The sequence below is a fragment of the Candidatus Eisenbacteria bacterium genome, from assembly GCA_005893275.1.
Taxonomy (GTDB): Bacteria; Eisenbacteria; RBG-16-71-46; order SZUA-252; family SZUA-252; genus WS-7.
Genome location: VBOW01000028.1, coordinates 19,687 through 35,825, shown reverse-complemented (window position 1 = coordinate 35,825; position 16,139 = coordinate 19,687). Strand labels below are relative to the sequence as shown.

14 protein-coding genes are annotated in these 16,139 nt (G+C 67.5%); 8 read left to right on the top strand and 6 right to left on the bottom strand.

Annotation, left to right across the window (positions count from 1 at the left end; all coding sequences use genetic code 11):
• Positions 1-165: 165 nt before the first annotated feature.
• From E6K76_06605 to E6K76_06595, 3 genes are read right to left on the bottom strand one after another with little or no spacing between them, the layout of a single operon-like run.
• Complete coding sequence (locus tag E6K76_06605; GenBank protein ID TMQ58887.1) at positions 166-1,839, bottom strand: tetratricopeptide repeat protein; 1,674 nt, start codon at positions 1,837-1,839, stop codon at positions 166-168.
• Positions 1,829-2,173 (bottom strand): hypothetical protein, encoded by a 345-nt coding sequence (locus E6K76_06600; protein ID TMQ58886.1) that lies wholly within the window; start codon positions 2,171-2,173, stop codon positions 1,829-1,831. Before E6K76_06600 ends, E6K76_06605 begins: the two co-directional genes overlap by 11 nt.
• Positions 2,170-3,888 carry a benzoate-CoA ligase family protein gene (locus E6K76_06595; GenBank protein ID TMQ58885.1) on the bottom strand — a complete coding sequence of 573 codons (1,719 nt, stop codon included), beginning with the start codon at positions 3,886-3,888 and terminating at the stop codon, positions 2,170-2,172. The genes E6K76_06600 and E6K76_06595 overlap by 4 nt, the downstream gene beginning before the upstream one ends.
• On the opposite strand from E6K76_06595, the gene E6K76_06590 reads away from it, so the two are divergent.
• Genes E6K76_06590 through E6K76_06555 form a run of 8 tightly spaced genes read left to right on the top strand, consistent with a single transcriptional unit; the run spans position 3,580 to position 12,002 of the window.
• Positions 3,580-4,548: a creatininase family protein gene (locus E6K76_06590; GenBank protein TMQ58884.1), complete on the top strand. Its 969-nt coding sequence runs from the start codon at positions 3,580-3,582 to the stop codon at positions 4,546-4,548. The two genes, E6K76_06595 and E6K76_06590, sit on opposite strands and share 309 nt — an antisense overlap.
• A 12-nt stretch (positions 4,549-4,560) precedes the next feature.
• Complete coding sequence (locus tag E6K76_06585) at positions 4,561-5,355, top strand: SDR family NAD(P)-dependent oxidoreductase (protein ID TMQ58883.1); 795 nt, start codon at positions 4,561-4,563, stop codon at positions 5,353-5,355.
• A complete protein-coding gene (locus tag E6K76_06580; GenBank protein TMQ58882.1) occupies positions 5,352-5,762 on the top strand; it encodes a RidA family protein in 411 nt (136 codons plus the stop codon). The genes E6K76_06585 and E6K76_06580 overlap by 4 nt, the downstream gene beginning before the upstream one ends.
• Position 5,763: 1 nt before the next feature.
• Positions 5,764-6,564: an enoyl-CoA hydratase family protein gene (locus tag E6K76_06575; protein ID TMQ58881.1), complete on the top strand. Its 801-nt coding sequence runs from the start codon at positions 5,764-5,766 to the stop codon at positions 6,562-6,564.
• Positions 6,564-7,715: an acyl-CoA dehydrogenase gene (locus E6K76_06570; GenBank protein TMQ58880.1), complete on the top strand. Its 1,152-nt coding sequence runs from the start codon at positions 6,564-6,566 to the stop codon at positions 7,713-7,715. Before E6K76_06575 ends, E6K76_06570 begins: the two co-directional genes overlap by 1 nt.
• A gap of 11 nt (positions 7,716-7,726) precedes the next feature.
• Positions 7,727-9,964, top strand: coding sequence for a bifunctional salicylyl-CoA 5-hydroxylase/oxidoreductase (locus E6K76_06565; GenBank protein ID TMQ58900.1), 2,238 nt, complete (start codon positions 7,727-7,729; stop codon positions 9,962-9,964).
• Positions 9,965-9,981: 17 nt separating this feature from the next.
• Positions 9,982-10,764, top strand: coding sequence for a tryptophan 2,3-dioxygenase (locus E6K76_06560; GenBank protein ID TMQ58879.1), 783 nt, complete (start codon positions 9,982-9,984; stop codon positions 10,762-10,764).
• A gap of 41 nt (positions 10,765-10,805) precedes the next feature.
• Positions 10,806-12,002, top strand: coding sequence for a kynureninase (locus tag E6K76_06555; GenBank protein ID TMQ58878.1), 1,197 nt, complete (start codon positions 10,806-10,808; stop codon positions 12,000-12,002).
• 34 nt (positions 12,003-12,036) lie between these two features.
• Here E6K76_06555 and E6K76_06550 read toward each other — a convergent pair whose 3' ends face one another.
• The 3 genes from E6K76_06550 to egtB form a co-directional block, all read right to left on the bottom strand.
• Positions 12,037-13,677, bottom strand: a complete 1,641-nt coding sequence (locus E6K76_06550) for a response regulator (protein TMQ58877.1) — start codon at positions 13,675-13,677, stop codon at positions 12,037-12,039.
• 106 nt (positions 13,678-13,783) lie between these two features.
• Positions 13,784-14,761, bottom strand: coding sequence for an L-histidine N(alpha)-methyltransferase (gene egtD / locus E6K76_06545; GenBank protein TMQ58876.1), 978 nt, complete (start codon positions 14,759-14,761; stop codon positions 13,784-13,786).
• A 9-nt stretch (positions 14,762-14,770) separates the two neighbouring features.
• The gene (gene egtB / locus E6K76_06540; GenBank protein TMQ58875.1) at positions 14,771-16,096 is read right to left on the bottom strand and encodes an ergothioneine biosynthesis protein EgtB; all 1,326 of its coding nucleotides are present in this window, start codon (positions 16,094-16,096) and stop codon (positions 14,771-14,773) included.
• Positions 16,097-16,139: the final 43 nt, after the last annotated feature.

Here is a 16,139-nt window from a genome sequence, read left to right as displayed (position 1 = left end):
GACCTTCGAAAACAACCCGGCGTGGAAGTCGCGGTCGAGCGGGGAGGCCTGGGGGAGCTGACGGTCCTCGTCGACGGCCGCGAGGTCGTGAGCTCGAGCCGCTTCTGGTATCCGAATCCGTGGCGGGTCATGAAACGCGCGCGAGAGGCTGTCCGGGGCTAGCCTCTAGGGCTTCTGCGTTTTCGCCCGCTTGGCGAGATCGAGCATCCTCCGCGCGTCCGGGTGTCGTGGATTGGCGCGGAGCGCGGTCTCGAGCAGCTCGATCGCCTTCGCTGTTTGAGACTGCGCGAGGTAGATCGACCCTCGCTTGTACGTCAGATCCGCGAGCTCCACCGGATCATCCCCTTTGAGCGCGTGCATCTGGAACGCTTTGTCGTTCGCTTGGAGCGCCTCCGCGAATCGGCCGGTCTTGTAGTAGACGACGGTCAGTCCGTCGTAGGACGTGACGTTGGGCTGCCGGGAGCCGAGCTTGTAAAGCCGCTCCGCCTCGTCCCAGCGGCCTTGGTCCATCCGGACCCGCGCGAGACTGTTGTAGGCGCGGAAATCCTCGCTCGCCTGAAGCGTGTAGGACCAGAGCGTCTCGGAGCTCGCCCAGACCCGGCTGTACTGGGTCGTGCGATACGCGAAGAACGCGGCCGGGATCGCGGTGAGAATCGCGGCGGTCGCGGCGCGGGCCGCCGGCGCTCTGAGGTTCGCGCTCACGGCCAGGATGGCGCCGGCCAAGAGCCAACAGAAGCCCAGGCTCGGCACGTAGAGATAGCGGTCCGCGATGTAGGTCGGGACAGGAAAGAGGATCGCCGGCAGGAGCATCACCAGGGTCCAACCCGCCCCGAGAGCGAGGACGCGGTCGCGGCGCCGATAGCCGAGCCACACGAGGAACGGCAGGAGGAGAAGCCCGGCCAGATGGGCCGCCATCGAGAGAACGTCGAGCGCGATGTGCGGTGTGTCGTAGATCGGGTTCTGCCGCGGAATGCCGGTGAGGATCCCGAAATAGTTCCACGCCGCGTGCCCCTTCAGCACCAGGTATCGGACGGGGTCTCGGGCGTAGGCTGCCTTCGTCTTCACCTCCACGACCCAGTTGACGATCGCAACCCCGAGGCCGATCACGCCGTAGGGAGTCTTGCTGCCGAGAGCCTGGAGCCAGCGCTTGCCGTCGCGGCGCGCGAGCGTGGGTGAAGCCATATCGACGAGGATGAGAAAGAGGGGCATCACGACCACGTTCACCTTCGAGAGAACAGCGAGCGTGAAGAATACGAGCGACGCGGTGTACGGCCCCCTCCGAAGCGACCGCTCTCCCCGGGGCAGATAGAAGTAGACCGAAGGAAGGAGAAACGCCGTGGAGAGGACGTCTTTTCGGGCGGAGACCCAGGCGACCGACTCGACGTGGGATGGGTGCGCCGCGAAGAGAATCCCGGCGATGGCGGCGAGCCAAAACCGCCCGAAGAGGCGCCGTCCTACGACGAAGGCGAGCGCCGTGTTCAGAGCGTGGAGGATGATCTGCTGGAGGTGGTACCCGAATGGCTTCAGTCCCCAGAAGCCGTAATCCGCCATGTAGGACACGTGCTGGAGGGGCATGTAGCTCACGAAATAGGGCTTGGTGAAAATGTGGCGGAGATTTTCGTAGGACCAGGAGCGGATCCAGGGATTCTGGTCCACGTACACGAAGTCGTCCCAGCCGAGGAACCCGAATTTCAGCGTGGGGAGGTAGAGGAGGAGCGCGGCGGCGGCGGTCGCGGCGCACGCGAGGAGCCACCGCGAGGCCGGGACGGGCGTGATCTTGCGCGATGGCCACCCTGCGGCGCCCGTGCCCGTGATCTCGGGCTTCCGACTACGGCCCACCTAGGCCCATCCGCGCGAACGGAAGAAGCGGGGTGAAGAAGACGACGCAGGGGATCGAGATCAGTACGCCCCCGATGAAGAGGACGGGCAGGATGTAGCGCGACCGGATCCCGAGCCAAGAGAGGTACGCCTCCGCGAGCGGCCCGGCCAGGAAGCAGATATTGGCGAGGACGGCCCCGGCGAGCCAGATCAGGAACACCATGGGCTCCAGGAAGGCCACGCCCATATAGGGAACGTGAGAAACGACGAGCACGACGAAGAGGATCAGGTTGTACCAGACACGAAGCGGCTCCCACCTCTGAAAGTAAGGCTTCAGGGTCACCATCCAGCTCACCCCTTCCGTAGCCTGCCTCGATCCACCTTGCCGAGGTGCGTCCGCGGCAAAGCGTCCACGAAGATCACATCGCGAGGATGCTTGTAGGGCTCGAGGCGCGCGCGAACGAACGCCTTCAGCTCCTCGTCGAGACCGTCGCGCCGATCGTTCGATACAACGTACGCGCGGGGTTTGACGAGACCGCTCGCGTCCTGCACGCCGACGACCGCGGCTTCCGCGACGGCCGGATGCTGGAGCAGGCATCCCTCCACCTCTTGGGGCGCGAGCCACTTTCCCGAGACCTTGAGCATTTCGTCACCGCGGCCGCAGTAGGTCACGTACCCATCGGGGTCCATCGCGATGAGGTCTCCCGAGACGTACCACTCACCGCGAAACCCCTGCGCCGTCTTCTCCATATGCTGCCAGTATCCGATCGCCCGGGAGTCGCCGCGTACCCAGAGCCAGCCGGTCTCGCCGCGCGGCAGCTCCCGCCCTTCGTCATCGCAGACTCTTACCTCGAACCCGGGCACCACGGTGCCGAGCGAACCCGGTCTCGAGGCACCCGGCCGGTTCGAAATGAAGATATGCCACATCTCCGCGGTGCCGAGCCCGTCCAGGAGCTCGACGCTGAACGTCTCCCTCCACTTTCGGTAGAGCTCGGCCGGGAGTGCCTCGCCCGCGGAGGTGCACACGCGGATCGAAGATAGATCCTGTGCCCGGGCGTCCGGGTGCGAGACCATCTTATGGATCATCGTGGGGACGTTGATCAGCACCGTGGGTCGGAAGCGCCGGATCTTTTCGAAGAGGACCTCGGCGCTCGCCGGCTCGGGGAAAAGCGCCGCCGCGCCGCCCGCCGCAAACGGGAAGAAGAGGTTCGAACCGGTCGCGTAGCCGAAGTAGAGCTTGGGAACGGAGAGGGTGACGTCGTCCGCGGTGTAGCCGATCACGTGCTTCCCGTAACACTCGGTCGTGTTCGTGAAGGAGCGGTGGGTCTGAATCACCGCCTTCGGGCGACCCGTCGTGCCGCCCGAGAAGAGCCAGATCGCGGGGTCGTCGCGGTGGGAAGGAAACGTGCCCAGCACGGGGGAGGAGGCGGCCAGACGGCGGTCGAAGCTCTCCTCACCGACGACCAGCACCGTTTTCGCGAAGCGGGAATCCCGCGCGGCGGTCTGAAACGTCACCGCCACGGAACGGTGCGTCACCACCGCCCGCGCGCGGGTGTATTCGAGCAAATAGCCGATTTCCTCTGCCGGAAGCCCAGGGTTCACCATCACCGCCACCGCGCCGAGCTTGAGCGTCCCGAACAAAGCGCCGACGAACGCCGGTCCGTCGGGGAGGGCGACCAGGACGCGGTGCTCGGGCTCGACCCCCTCCTCGGCCAGCACGGCGCGGAAGCGGTTCGCAAGGCTCTGCACGTCGGAGTAGGAATGGGTTCCGGAATCCGTGAGGAGCGCGGGACGCGCGCCACGGCCCTCGCGCACGCGCGCATCGAGGAAATGATCGGCGATGTTCAATCGTTCCGTCGGCCTTGGGGTCATGGTAACTTCGCTCGACGCCGCCCCCATGATGGATGCGCGCCGGGCGGGTGGCAACCCCTGACTGGGGACCCTTGGGAGCCCCGTGCGATGGCGATCCGCGACATGGCCGATTTGACGTGGGAGGAGGTGCGCGATCTGGACCGCGCGCGCACCGTCCTGATCCTGCCGGTGGGAGCGATCGAGGCGCACGGCCCCCATCTCCCGCTCGGGAGCGATATCATCATCGCCCAGGCGATGGCCCGGGCGGGGGCGGTCCGGATGGAGGCGCAAGGGCTCCGCGCGGCGATCCTTCCGGCGCTCCCTTTCACCGCCGCGACGTTTGGAGCGGGATTCGCCGGGACGCTCTCGGTCCAGGGCTCGACGGTGACCGGGCTCATCGTCGACCTGGCCCGCGAGCTGACGCGGCACGGCTTCGCGGCGCTGGCGGTCGCGAACGCGCACTTGGACCCCGCGCACCTGGACGCGATCGCGAAGGCGGAGAGCCGCGCCCGGGAGGAGGGATTGATCCCGGTGATCTGCCCCGATGTTTCCAAGAAGCCGTGGGCGCTCCGCTTGACCGAGGAGTTCAAGAGCGGTGCGTGCCATGCGGGCCGCTACGAGAGCTCGATCGTGCTCGCGGTCCGCGCGGATCTGGTGCGCGAGAGCATTCGGAGGGATCTGCCGCCCAACCCGGTCTCGCTCTCCAAGGCGATCCGCGGGGGCGCGCGAACGTTCGAAGAGGCCAATGGGAAGCGAGCCTACTTCGGCTGGCCCGCCGAGGCGACGGCCGAGGAGGGCAAAGAAACCATCGACGCCCTGGGGGGCATTCTCGCGGACGCGGTGATCGGGGCGTTTCCACGAAGCGGGGCGCGTGACTAAGCCGCTCTCCCGGTGGCGATCCCCGTGACCTCGGGCGCGATGGCCGGACGCGGCGCCGTCGTGACCGGCGGCGGCCGGGGCATCGGGGCGGCGGTCGCGCGCGCTCTCTCCGGAGCGGGGGCGGCCGTCGTGGTGGCCGCGCGGACCTCGCGCGAAATCGACGCGGTCGCCTTCGAGCTGCGCGCCGGGGGCGCCAAGGCCTGGGCGGTCGCGTGCGACGTGACCGTCGAGGGGAGCGTGGCCGATCTCGGCCGCGAATCCCGGCGGCTTCTGGGCACCGTGGATATTCTCGTGAACAACGCCGGAGACTCCGCCTCGGCGCCTCTTCGCAAGATCACGCTCGGCGACTGGGAGCGCATGATGGCGGTCAACGCCACAGGCACGTTTCTCTGCACGCGGGAGTTCGCGCCTGAAATGGCCGGGCGTGGATGGGGGAGAGTCGTCAACGTCGCTTCGCTTGTGGGGCTGAAGGGCGCCAAGTACGTCGCGCACTACAGCGCGGCGAAGCACGCCGTCCTGGGCTTCACGCGTTCCGTCGCGCTCGAGTTCGCGGGAACCGGCCTCACGGTCAACGCCGTCTGCCCGGGATACGTGGACTCGCCCATGACCGAGCGCACGCTCTCGAACGTGGGGTCGCGGTCAGGCGTCACGCGCGACGAGGCGCTCGCGGCGGTGCTCGCGTCCGCGGGACAGACCCGGCTCGTGAGCCCGGAGGAAGTGGCCGCGGCGGTGCTCGATCTGTGCGCCGGTGCGAGCGATCTGAGCGGCCAGTCGATCGTCCTCCATGCGGGAGCCCATACGCCGTGAAATTCGAGGTCATCAATCCCGAAGCGCTGGGCGCGCCGAAGGGCTGGAACAACGGGCTCCTCGCGCCGAGGGATGGTCGTCTGCTCTTCATCGCCGGGCAGGCGGGCTGGGAGGAGGGCTCGGCCGGCGCGCCGCCCGGGTTCGCGGACCAATTCGGGCGCGCGCTCGATAAGGTGCTCACCATCGTTCGGGCCGCGGGTGGCGAGGCGGGCGATCTTGCGCGGGTCACGATCTATGTGACCGATCTCGCAGCGTATCGCGCGAGCACGAAAGCCCTCGGGGAAGGCTGGCGCGCCCGGATGGGAAAGCACTACCCGGCCGTGGCGCTCGTCGAGGTGGGCGGGCTCGTGGACCGAGGCGCCCTGGTGGAGATCGAGGCTACCGCCGTGATCGCGGGAACCCGCTAGCATGGCAATCGCGCCCAAGTCGTTTCTCTACGCTTCGAACGCCGATACCGGCGTCGTGACACTCACGCTCAACCGGCCCGAGCGGCTGAACGCCCTCACCTTCGACGTCTACGCCGAGCTGCGCGACACCTTCCACGCGCTCGACACGGAGCCGGGCGTGCGGGCGATCGTGCTCACGGGCGCGGGGCGCGCCTTCTGCTCCGGGGGAGACGTCGAGGACATCATCGGGGCGCTCTTCTCGCAGGACGCCGCGGGCCTGCGCCGGTTCACGAAGATGACCTGCGACCTCATCCTGAATATCCGCGAATGCCAAAGGCCTGTCATCGCGGCCCTGAACGGAACCGTCGCGGGCGCCGGCGCCGTGATCGCCGCGGCCTGCGACATCCGTGTCGCGTCCGAGTCCGCCAAGATCGCGTTTCTGTTCGTGCGCGTGGGACTCTCCGGCGCGGACATGGGGGCGTCCTGGCTTCTCCCGCGGCTCGTCGGGCTGGGCCACGCGACCGACCTCCTGATGACCGGGGATTTCATCGATGCACGGCGGGCCTACGAAATCGGGCTCTACCAGCGCCTCGTGCCCGAAGGGCGCGCGCTCGCCGAGGCAACGGCGCTCGCCGAGCGCCTCGCGCGAGGCCCGTCCAGCGCGCTCGCCAAGACGAAGCGGGCGATCGAGGCGGAGTTCGACCTGAGCCTGGACGAGGCGCTCCGGCATGAGGCGGAAGTCCAGGCGGGGCTGATGGAGCACCCGAACTTCCGAGAGGCCTACGAAGCCTTCCGAGCCAAGCGCGAGCCCAAGTTCCGCTGATGACGATCCCCGACATACGGCCGGTCCGCGCTTTCCTCGAGGAGCGCCACACCTCGATCGCATCCGAGATCGGCGCCTTTGCGCGCGATGTCGTGCCCCGTTCCGAGCCTGGAGACGACGCCGCCGCGCGGACGGAGGCGCGGGGGCTCCTCGCGCAGGTCGGCGCCGCGGGATGGTTCGACCCAATCCGCAAGCAGGACTGGCGCGGGTGCTGCCTCGTCCGCGAAGCCCTGGCCGCCGCGTCGCCGCTCGCCGACGCCGTGTTCGCGTTGCAGGGATTGGGCACGCTTCCGATTCTCCTGTCGGAGAACGCGTCCCTGCGCGACCGCTGGGTGGATGCGGCGATCGCGGGGCGGGCGATGGCGGCCTTTGCCATGACGGAGCCCGAGGCCGGCTCCGACGTCACCGCGATCGGAACCACGGCACGGCGGGAAGGGGATTCCTATTTCCTGAACGGCACGAAGACCTACATCTCGAATGCGGGGATCGCCGACTTCTATACCGTTTTCGCCTCGACCGATCCCGCCGCGGGCGGAAAGGGGATCTCCTGCTTCGTGGTCCCGGCCGACACCGCGGGCCTTCGATTCGTGCGGCCCCAGATTCTGTCGGCGCCGCACCCCCTGGGGGAGATCGCGTTCGAGAGCTGCCGCGTCCCGGCCGCAAACCGGCTTGGAGAGGAAGGACGGGGTTACGCGCTCGGCCTCAGAACCCTCGACCGCATGCGGGCGACGGTCGGCGCCGCGGCGTGCGGCATGGCGGCCCGCGCGCTCGCCGAGGCGTGCGAGCACGCGCGCGTCCGCAGGCAATTCGGGAAGACGCTCGCGGAGTTTCAGCTCGTCCAAGAAAAATTGGCGCGGATGGCGACCGATCTCACCGCAGCGCGCCTGCTCGTCTACCGAGCCGCGTGGGCCGCGGACCACGGCGCCGCGCGCGTCACGCTCGAAGCGGCGATGGCGAAGGCGTTCGCGACGGAAGCCGCGCAGCGGGTCGTCGACGACGCCGTCCAGGTGCTGGGCGGCGCCGGCGTGATGGCCTCCCATCCCGTGGACCGTCTCTACCGCGCGGTGCGGGCGCTCCGGATCTACGAGGGAACGACGGAGATCCAGCACCTCGTGATCGCCGGACAGCTGATGCAGGATTCGGGCGCGTGAAAATCACCTGCATCGGGGGGGGACCGGCCGGGCTCTTCGCGGCGCTCCTCTTGAAAAAGGCCGATCCGAAACGTGAGATCGCAGTGTACGAGCGCAACCGGCTGGACGAGACGTTCGGATTCGGCGTCGTCTTCTCGGACGCGACCGAGCAGGCGCTGGGGCAGGCGGATCCGGAGATCTCCTCCGCGATGGCGTCCATGAGCCACCGCTGGGACGACATCGAAATCCACTACGCGGACGCGCGGCTCACGTCGGGCGGCCACGCGTTCTCCGGTCTCTCGCGAAAGGCCTTGCTCAAGATCCTGGCCGATCGGTGCCTCCAGCTCGGCGTCAAGCTCTGCTTCCAGCGCGAGATCGGGGACCCGGAGACACTGCGCGACGCGGATCTCGTGCTCGCCGCGGACGGGGCGAATTCGATCGTCCGGGAGCGCTACCGGGAGCACTTTCGCCCGGCCGCGGACACCCGGCCGAATCGGTTCGTATGGCTCGGCACCAAGAAGCCCTTTCCCGCGTTCACGTTCTATTTCAAAGCGGATCGCCATGGGCTCTGGCGCGTGCACGCCTATCAGTACGAACCGGGATTCTCCACGTTCATCGTGGAAGCGCGGGATACGACCTGGCGCGCGGCGGGGATGGACAGGGCGAGCGAGGGAGAGACCATCGCGTTTTGCGAGCGACTCTTCGCGAAGGAGCTGGACGGCCATCGCCTCGTCTCCAACCGGTCGGTCTGGCGGAGCTTCCCCACGATCCGAAACGAGCGCTGGCATCACGAGAACGTCGTCCTCCTGGGGGATGCCGCGCACACGGCGCATTTCTCGGTTGGCTCCGGAACCAAGCTTGCCATGGAGGACGCCGTGGCGCTCGCCGGGGCGCTCGAGATGCGCCGCGAGATCCCGGCGTCGCTCGAGGCCTACGAGGAGGCGCGGCGGCCGGCCGTCGAGAGCCTCCAGCGCGCGGCGCAGGCGAGTCTCCAATGGTTCGAAGACACCGAGCGGTACATGAAGCTCGACCCGCTCCAGTTCGCGTTCACCCTTCTCACGCGCAGCCTGCGGGTGACGCATGAGAACTTGAAGACCCGCGACCCGGCGTTCGTAGCCAAGGTGGACGGCTGGTACGCAGCGATCGCAGCCCGTGAGGCGCGGGTCCCGGTGGGCACGAATCCCCCTCCGCCCCCCATGTTCACGCCGTTTCGGCTGCGGGACCTCGTCCTCGAGAACCGCGTTGCGGTCTCGCCCATGTGCCAGTACTCCGCCGCGGACGGGACGCCCGACGATTGGCACCTCGTCCACCTGGGCTCCCGGGCGATGGGGGGCGCGGGGCTCGTCTTCTGCGAGATGACCAACGTGAGCGCGGGGGGAAGAATCTCCCCGGGCTGCACCGGGATGTACAAGCCGGAGCACGCTCTGGCCTGGAAGCGGATCGTGGATTTCGTGCATCGGCACACCCGCGCCAGGATCGCGATTCAGTTGGGCCACGCCGGGCGAAAGGCCTCGACGCGCAAGTCGTGGGAAGGGGACAACGAGCCCCTGCCCTCGGGGAATTGGCCGGTCCTCGCTCCTTCGGCGATTCCCTACTTTCCGCACAGCCAGGTCCCGAAGGAGATGACGCGCGGCGACATGGACGCCGTGATCGCGGACTACGTGCGCGCGGCCGGGCTCGCGGTCGAGGCGGGATTCGACATGCTCGAGATCCACGCCGCCCACGGCTACCTTCTCGCGAGCTTCATTTCCCCGATCACGAACCGGCGGGCGGATGATTACGGGGGATCGCTCCCGAACCGCATGCGGTTCCCGCTCGAGGTTTTCGACGCGGTGCGCGCGGCCTGGCCGAAGGAGAGGCCCATGTCCGTCCGCATTTCGGCGGTGGATTGGTACCCTGGGGGCATGGAACCCTCCGATTCGGTCGAAGTCGCGCGGATGCTCCAGGAGCACGGCTGCGACATCGTCGACGTGTCGGCGGGGCAGACCGTCCCCGATCAGCGGCCGGTCTACGGACGCCTTTTCCAGACACCGTTCGCAGACCGGATCCGTCATGAGGTCGGGATCGCGACGATGGCCGTGGGCAACATCTCCTCCTACGCGGACGTGAACACGATCCTTGCGGCGGGGCGCGCCGATCTCTGCCTCCTCGCGCGCGCCCATCTCTGGGATCCGTACTGGACGCGGCACGCGGCGCACGAGCTGGGGTATACGCTCCCATGGCCGGATCCCTACGAGTCACTGAACAACTACAAGCCGCGATTCACGTGAACGAACGGAGAACCTAGATGCCCGTTACGTACTCCAGCTACTTGAAGCTCGACGAGCTTCTGGCGCTCCAGCGGCCGCTCTCCGAGGGGCCGGAGCACGATGAGACCCTGTTCATCGTCATCCACCAAATCTACGAGCTATGGTTCAAGGAGCTCCTGCACGAGGTGGATTATCTGAAAAGGCTGTTCGCCCGGGAGGACACGCCCCGCGCGCTCCACACCCTGAAGCGAATCCTGACCATCCTCAAGGTCGTGGTAGCCCAGATCGACGTCCTCGAGACGATGACGCCGCTCGAATTCCTCTCCTTCCGCGCGCGGCTCGAGTCGGGGAGCGGATTTCAATCCTTTCAGTTCCGGGAGCTCGAATTCGTGCTCGGCGCGAAAAATCCCGAGGCGCTCACGCGTTATCCAGCCCATAGCGAGGCCCGCCGCGGTCTGGAGCGGCGGCTTCGGGAGCCAACGCTGTGGGACTCGTTCCTCCGTTTTCTCGCGGCAAAGGGCCATCCCGTGCCGGCCGATCTTCTTGCCCGCGACATGACCCGCCCCGCCGAAGCCGTGCCCGCGCTCAGGCCGATCCTCATCGACATCTACCGCCGCGATCCCGTGCTGACCTCCCTTTGCGAGCGGCTGGTCGATTTGGACGAGGGAATCCAGGAGTGGCGCTACCGGCACGTGAAGATGGTGCAGCGCACGATCGGGACGAAGCAGGGAACGGGGGGATCGGAGGGCGCGAGCTACCTCATGACCACGCTCAACAGGCCGATCTTTCCCGACCTCTGGGCGATCCGCTCGGACCTCTAGCCGGGCGAGCGCCGCGGAGAGTGTGCTAGGCTGCCCCGTCCATGATCGCGCTACCCGACCTCGAGCACCACCCCAACCCGCTCGCCGCGCACTACTCACGCTTCCGGGTCGCCGACCGGCTGCTCCTGACAGGGCATTCGCATCAAGCGTGGCCCGATGTCGGGTTCGAGGGTCAGGTCGAGGCGTGGAACGACGCGGCGGAGCTGGTCGATGAGAAATGGGTGCGTGCCGAGGCGAAGGCCGATCGGGTCCGGCGCGGGTATTCGAAAATCCTTGGGGATCGCGAGGGCTCGATCGCGCTCGGGCACAACACGCACGAGCTCATCATCAAGTTTCTCTCCGCCCTGCCGTTGCGCGAGCGGCCCAGGCTCGTCACCACCGACGGCGAGTTCCACACCCTTCGCCGCCAGCTGAACCGCCTCGCGGAGGACGGCTCGCTCGAGATCGTGAAGGTGAGCGCCAAGCCCGCCGACGCGATCGCGGAGCGGCTCATCGGGGCTACGAACGGCCGCACCGCCGCCGTGCTCGCATCCTCGGTGCTCTACGGGAACGCCCACATCGTGCCGGGTCTCGGCTCCGTGCTCGAGCACTGCCGTCGCGTGGGCGCGGAGCTGCTCGTGGACGCCTACCACCACGTGAACGCGGTGCCGCTTTCCCTGGAGCGGGACGGCTTGGGCGATGCGTTTATCACCGGGGCCGGGTACAAGTACTGTCAGCTCGGTGAGGGAAACGGATTCCTGCGCGTGCCCCCCGGGCGCGACCATCTCCGTCCCGTGATCACGGGCTGGTTCAGCGAGTTCGCGCACTTGTCGGAGCGGGTGAGGGATTCCGTACTCTACGGCGACGGGCCGGCGCGCTGGGCGGGGGCGACGTACGATCCGACGAGTCACTACCGCGCCGCGCGCGTTTTCGAATTCTTCGAACGGGAACGGCTAGCGCCCGAGCTCTTGCGGGACATCAGCCGCCATCAAGTAGGCGTGCTCGCGGCGCGATTCGACTCGCTGGACCTTGACCCGCACGCGATCACGCGCGACCGTTCGGTGCCGCTCGAATCGATTGCGGGGTTCCTGGCGCTCGAGAGCCCCCGCGCCGGAGAGGTCGCCGCGGCGATACGCGAACGGGGCGCTACGGCGGATTTCCGCGGCACCGTGCTCCGCCTGGGTCCCGCCCCGTACCTCTCCGATCCCCAGCTCCACGCCGCGATGGACGCGATAGCCGAGGTCGTGCGCGCCCTCTAGGGCTCCATACCGCCGGGAACGTCTTCGGGGCCGGCTAAATCTGACTGGAGAGCGACGCCAGCAGTTTTTCCAGCTCTCTTGGATCGGCGGGTTTGGTCAGGTGGAAATCGAAGCCCGCCTCGTGCGAGCGCAATTGGTCTTTGTGCTGTCCGTAGCCGGTCAGAGCAATCATGAACGCCGATCCCCGTGGAAAGTCCCGGCGCAGAACCTCGGCTACCGCGTAACCGTCCATGGGGCCGGGCAGCCCGATGTCGCAGATCACGATCTCGGGCCGATAGCGTTTGGCGACCTCGACGGCGGCCGGACCGTCGTGGACCTTCTCGACGTCGTGCCCCATGAGCTCGAGCAGCATCTCCATGCTCTCCGCCGCGTCGGCGCAATCTTCGATGACGAGAACCCGATAGGACTTCGTGGGCGCCGGGGCGGAGCGGATCGCTTTGGGAGCGGGGGCCGTTTCGCGCTCCAGAGGCAGGCGGATCGAGAACTCACATCCCCGTCCGGGTCCGTCGCTCGAGGCCGCGATCCGGCCGCCGTGAAGCTCGACCAGCCCTTTGGCGAGCGCCATGCCGATGCCGAGCCCTCCGCCGCTCCGCGCGGATCCGCGCGTGCCCAATCGGAACGCATCGAAGATCCGCGCCAGGTGCTCCCCATCCATACCGACTCCGGTGTCGCGAACCGCGATGATCGCCGCGCTGCCGTCGGGGTCCTCCGAAAGGGTGATCAAGACCTTGCCGCCCGCCTCGGTGAACTTGGAGGCGTTTTGGAGGACATTCGTGAGGATCTGGGAGAGCCGCGTGGCGTCGCCGTTCACCCAAAGTTCCTTCTCCGGTAGCCGCGTCTCGAGCTTCAATTCCGCCGTCTCCAGCGTGATTCGGTAGTCCTCCGCGGCGCGACGGACAAGCTCGGCCAGGTCGAGCCGCACCGCCCTGAGCGGGATCGTTCCGTTGGAGATTCTGGATAGGTCGAGCAGGTCATCCGTGAGGCGTGCCATGAGCGTCGTCTGCCGCTCGACGATTTCACGCGCCTGCTGTGCGAGCGGTCCGTGGGGGTCGCGCTGCAGTACGTGGAGGGCGTTCTGGATGGGGGCAAGAGGTCCGCGAAGCTCGTGGGAGAGCACCGCGAGGAACTCGTCCTTGCGGCGGCTGGCCTCGGCGATTCGCGCCTCGCTCAGCCGCAAGGCGTCCTCCGCCCGCTTGCGCTCCTCCAGCTCGTGTTCGAGCCGCTCGGCAAGCTGCTCCGCACGACGGCGCGCGAGCTGCTCCGTCAAGTCGGTGACGATCAGGTAGGTCGCGGCTTCCGAGTCCTGAATCGCGTTGACGGCGACGTGAACCGGGGTGACGGTCCCGTCCGACCGGACCAGCCCGAACTCTCCCTGACCACTGCCTGAACCCGCGACTTCGGCGTAGGCGACCTGGGAAGGGGCGGCGAGGAAACGGTAGACCGACGCGCCGATCACCTCGTCCACCGGACGCTTGAGCATCTCCGCGAAGCGCCGGTTGCAGTAACGGATGGTTCCGTCGGCAGCCGCCGCGACGGCTCCCTGCTGCATCTTCTCAACGAGGATGTGGTACGGGCGGCTGGCGGTCTCCAACATGAGAACCCGCTCGTTCCCCGTACCACTCGCTGCCGGATTCATGGCTTCCTGCCTCACCCGGACGGTTGCGATCATCCGCATTGCGTCCTTCTTCGAGGGGCAGTGAGTATAGGTTCATCCGACGCAAACGGAACGCAAAATCGCGCCAATGCTCGTATTTGTTCCTAAGTTCCTACCCTCATAGCCTTTACCGACGCAGGAGCAGGCTCTCGGCGAAGGGCCATTCGCGATCGACCCACTGGGACGAGCACTCGAAACCCGCCTGCTTCGCGAGACGCACGGCATCCTCGCGCTCGAATTTGTACGAGCTTTCGGTCCAGATGGTCTCGCGCTCGCGGAACAGAACCCGCATGTCCGTCGCGCGAATCTGAACCGCGTGGGCGCGACGCGCGACGAGGTGCATTTCGATTCGTTTCTCCGCGGCTGACCAGCGCGCTTCATGCGCGAAGGAGCCCGGGTCGAAGTCGGCGTCCAGCTCGCGATTCAAGCGAAGCAATAGATTCAGATTGAACGCCGCGGTCACGCCGAGCGTGTCATCGTAGGCTGCCAGCAGGGTAGGCACGGGCTTCAGGAGGTCGGTCCCGAGAAGGAAACCGTCGCCCGGTCTCAGTCGCCAGCCGATCTCGCGGATGAAATCCCGGGCCTGAGCCGGCTCGAAGTTGCCGATCGTGCTGCCGAGGAAAAGCAGGAGCAGGCGATTCTTGTCCACGCGCCGCGCGGCCACCTCGGAGAGACCCCGCAGGTAGTCCTCCTCGACCGGCTCCACCCGGACCGAAGGGAGCTGGCCGAGCTCGAGCGCGCAGCGGGCGAGGGCCGCGCGAGAGATGTCGATCGGGTAGTACGTCGTGGATCCGCGCGGTGCAAGCGCTTCCAGGATCCATCGCGTCTTTCGCCCGCTTCCGCTCCCGAGCTCCGCGACCGTGATCGGCCCGGGCAGACGCGCGACAATTTCTCCGGCGTGCGCGCGGAGGATGCGTTCATCGGCTCGCGTGAGGCCGTACTCGGGCAGGAAGCCGATCGCTTCGAAGAGCGCCGAGCCCAAGTCATCGTAGAGATAGCGCGACGGGAGTCTCTTGGCCCCGGGCCCGCCCATTCCCGCGCGGACGTCGGCGGCCAGCTCCTCAAGGAAGGCCAAACGCGCGGGCGATGCCGCCTCGGATCGCATCTCGCACCCTCACGGACCCGCCAGGCGGAAGCCGGCGTAGACGTAAGGGTAGTGCGGCTGGAACCAGTTTCGGAACGACCGGCGAAGCATGCACGCCGCGGTCCGGGGCGAGCCCCCCTTCTGGACGTAATGCTCCCCGTCGAAGAAATTGGCGGAGTAACCCTCATAAAACGGATGCGGCCGAAACCCGGAGAATGGACCGAACACGCTCGCCGTCCACTCCCAGCCGTTTCCGACAAGCTCGGATACCCCAAACGCGCTGTCCCCGTCGGGGAAGGCGCCGAGCGGGGTGGGATCCCAGAGCCTGAGATCGAAGTTGCCGTGCTTTCGCTCGGGCGGCTCGGCTCCCCAGGGGTACTCGCGCTCCCCGCCGTCGGGTGCTCCGTAGGCGGCGCGGTGGAACTGGGGCTCGGTGGGCAGGGCACGCCCCGCCCAGCGCGCGAACGCCGAGGCTTCGTCGTGGCTCACGTACACCGGGGCATTCAGGGGGAGCGGAACCGCGGCGAACATGCCGCGGTAGAGCCAGTCCCCCTCGCGCTCCCGCCAAAAGTGCGGATGCTTGATCCCCTCGCGCTCTTTCCAATTCCACCCGGCCTCCGACCAAAGGTCCCGCCTTCGGTAGCCGCCGTCGCGGACGAAGTCGAGATAAGAGGCGTTGGAGACCTTGTGAACGTCGATGGAAAAGCCGGGGACCTGCACCCCGAACTGATCGTACTCGTTATCCCACCCGAAGCCCCCGCCGACCCTGGCGCGGCCCAACGTCGCGTGGCCCGCGGGAATGGCGGCGGTCCGCCCCGGATCGATCTCCACCGGAGAGCGTGGAGCAGGAATCTCGGCCGGCGGGATCTTCGCGTCGTACGGGAGCTGGTGCAGAAGATAGGCGAGGGTCTCGGCGTGCATCAGGCGATGCTCGATCGCCATGTTGAAGATCGTCTCGTGATCCCCCTCGGAGCGTGGCGATCGCGGCCGGTTGAGGCACTCGTCCACGATCCCCCGGACGCGCTCGTTGTAGTCCCGTATGGCGCCCGGCTCGGGCCAATCGGAGGCCGGCTCGTTCGGCAGCCCACCGCCGACAGGGTCGATGCCGAATGCGAACAGACGGTCGAACGCCTCGTGGAACGGCTCGATTCCGAAGGCTTGCCGCGCGATCAGGTTCCAGTCGAACGCCTCGACGTGCCCGAGGTAGAACACGAGGCGGTGGCGCTCCGGGATTGAGCGCTCGTAGAGCGCCTCGGGTCTCAGGATCGAGAAAATCTCGTCGGTCCTTGCGCGCGCCTCTCCAAGCCGTGCCGCAAGGGTTGGGCGGTTTTCGGTCAGAGCCAGGGTATTCGGCATGGCTGCCTCCGGGATCCGGGAACGGGTCGATCCCCTAATAATG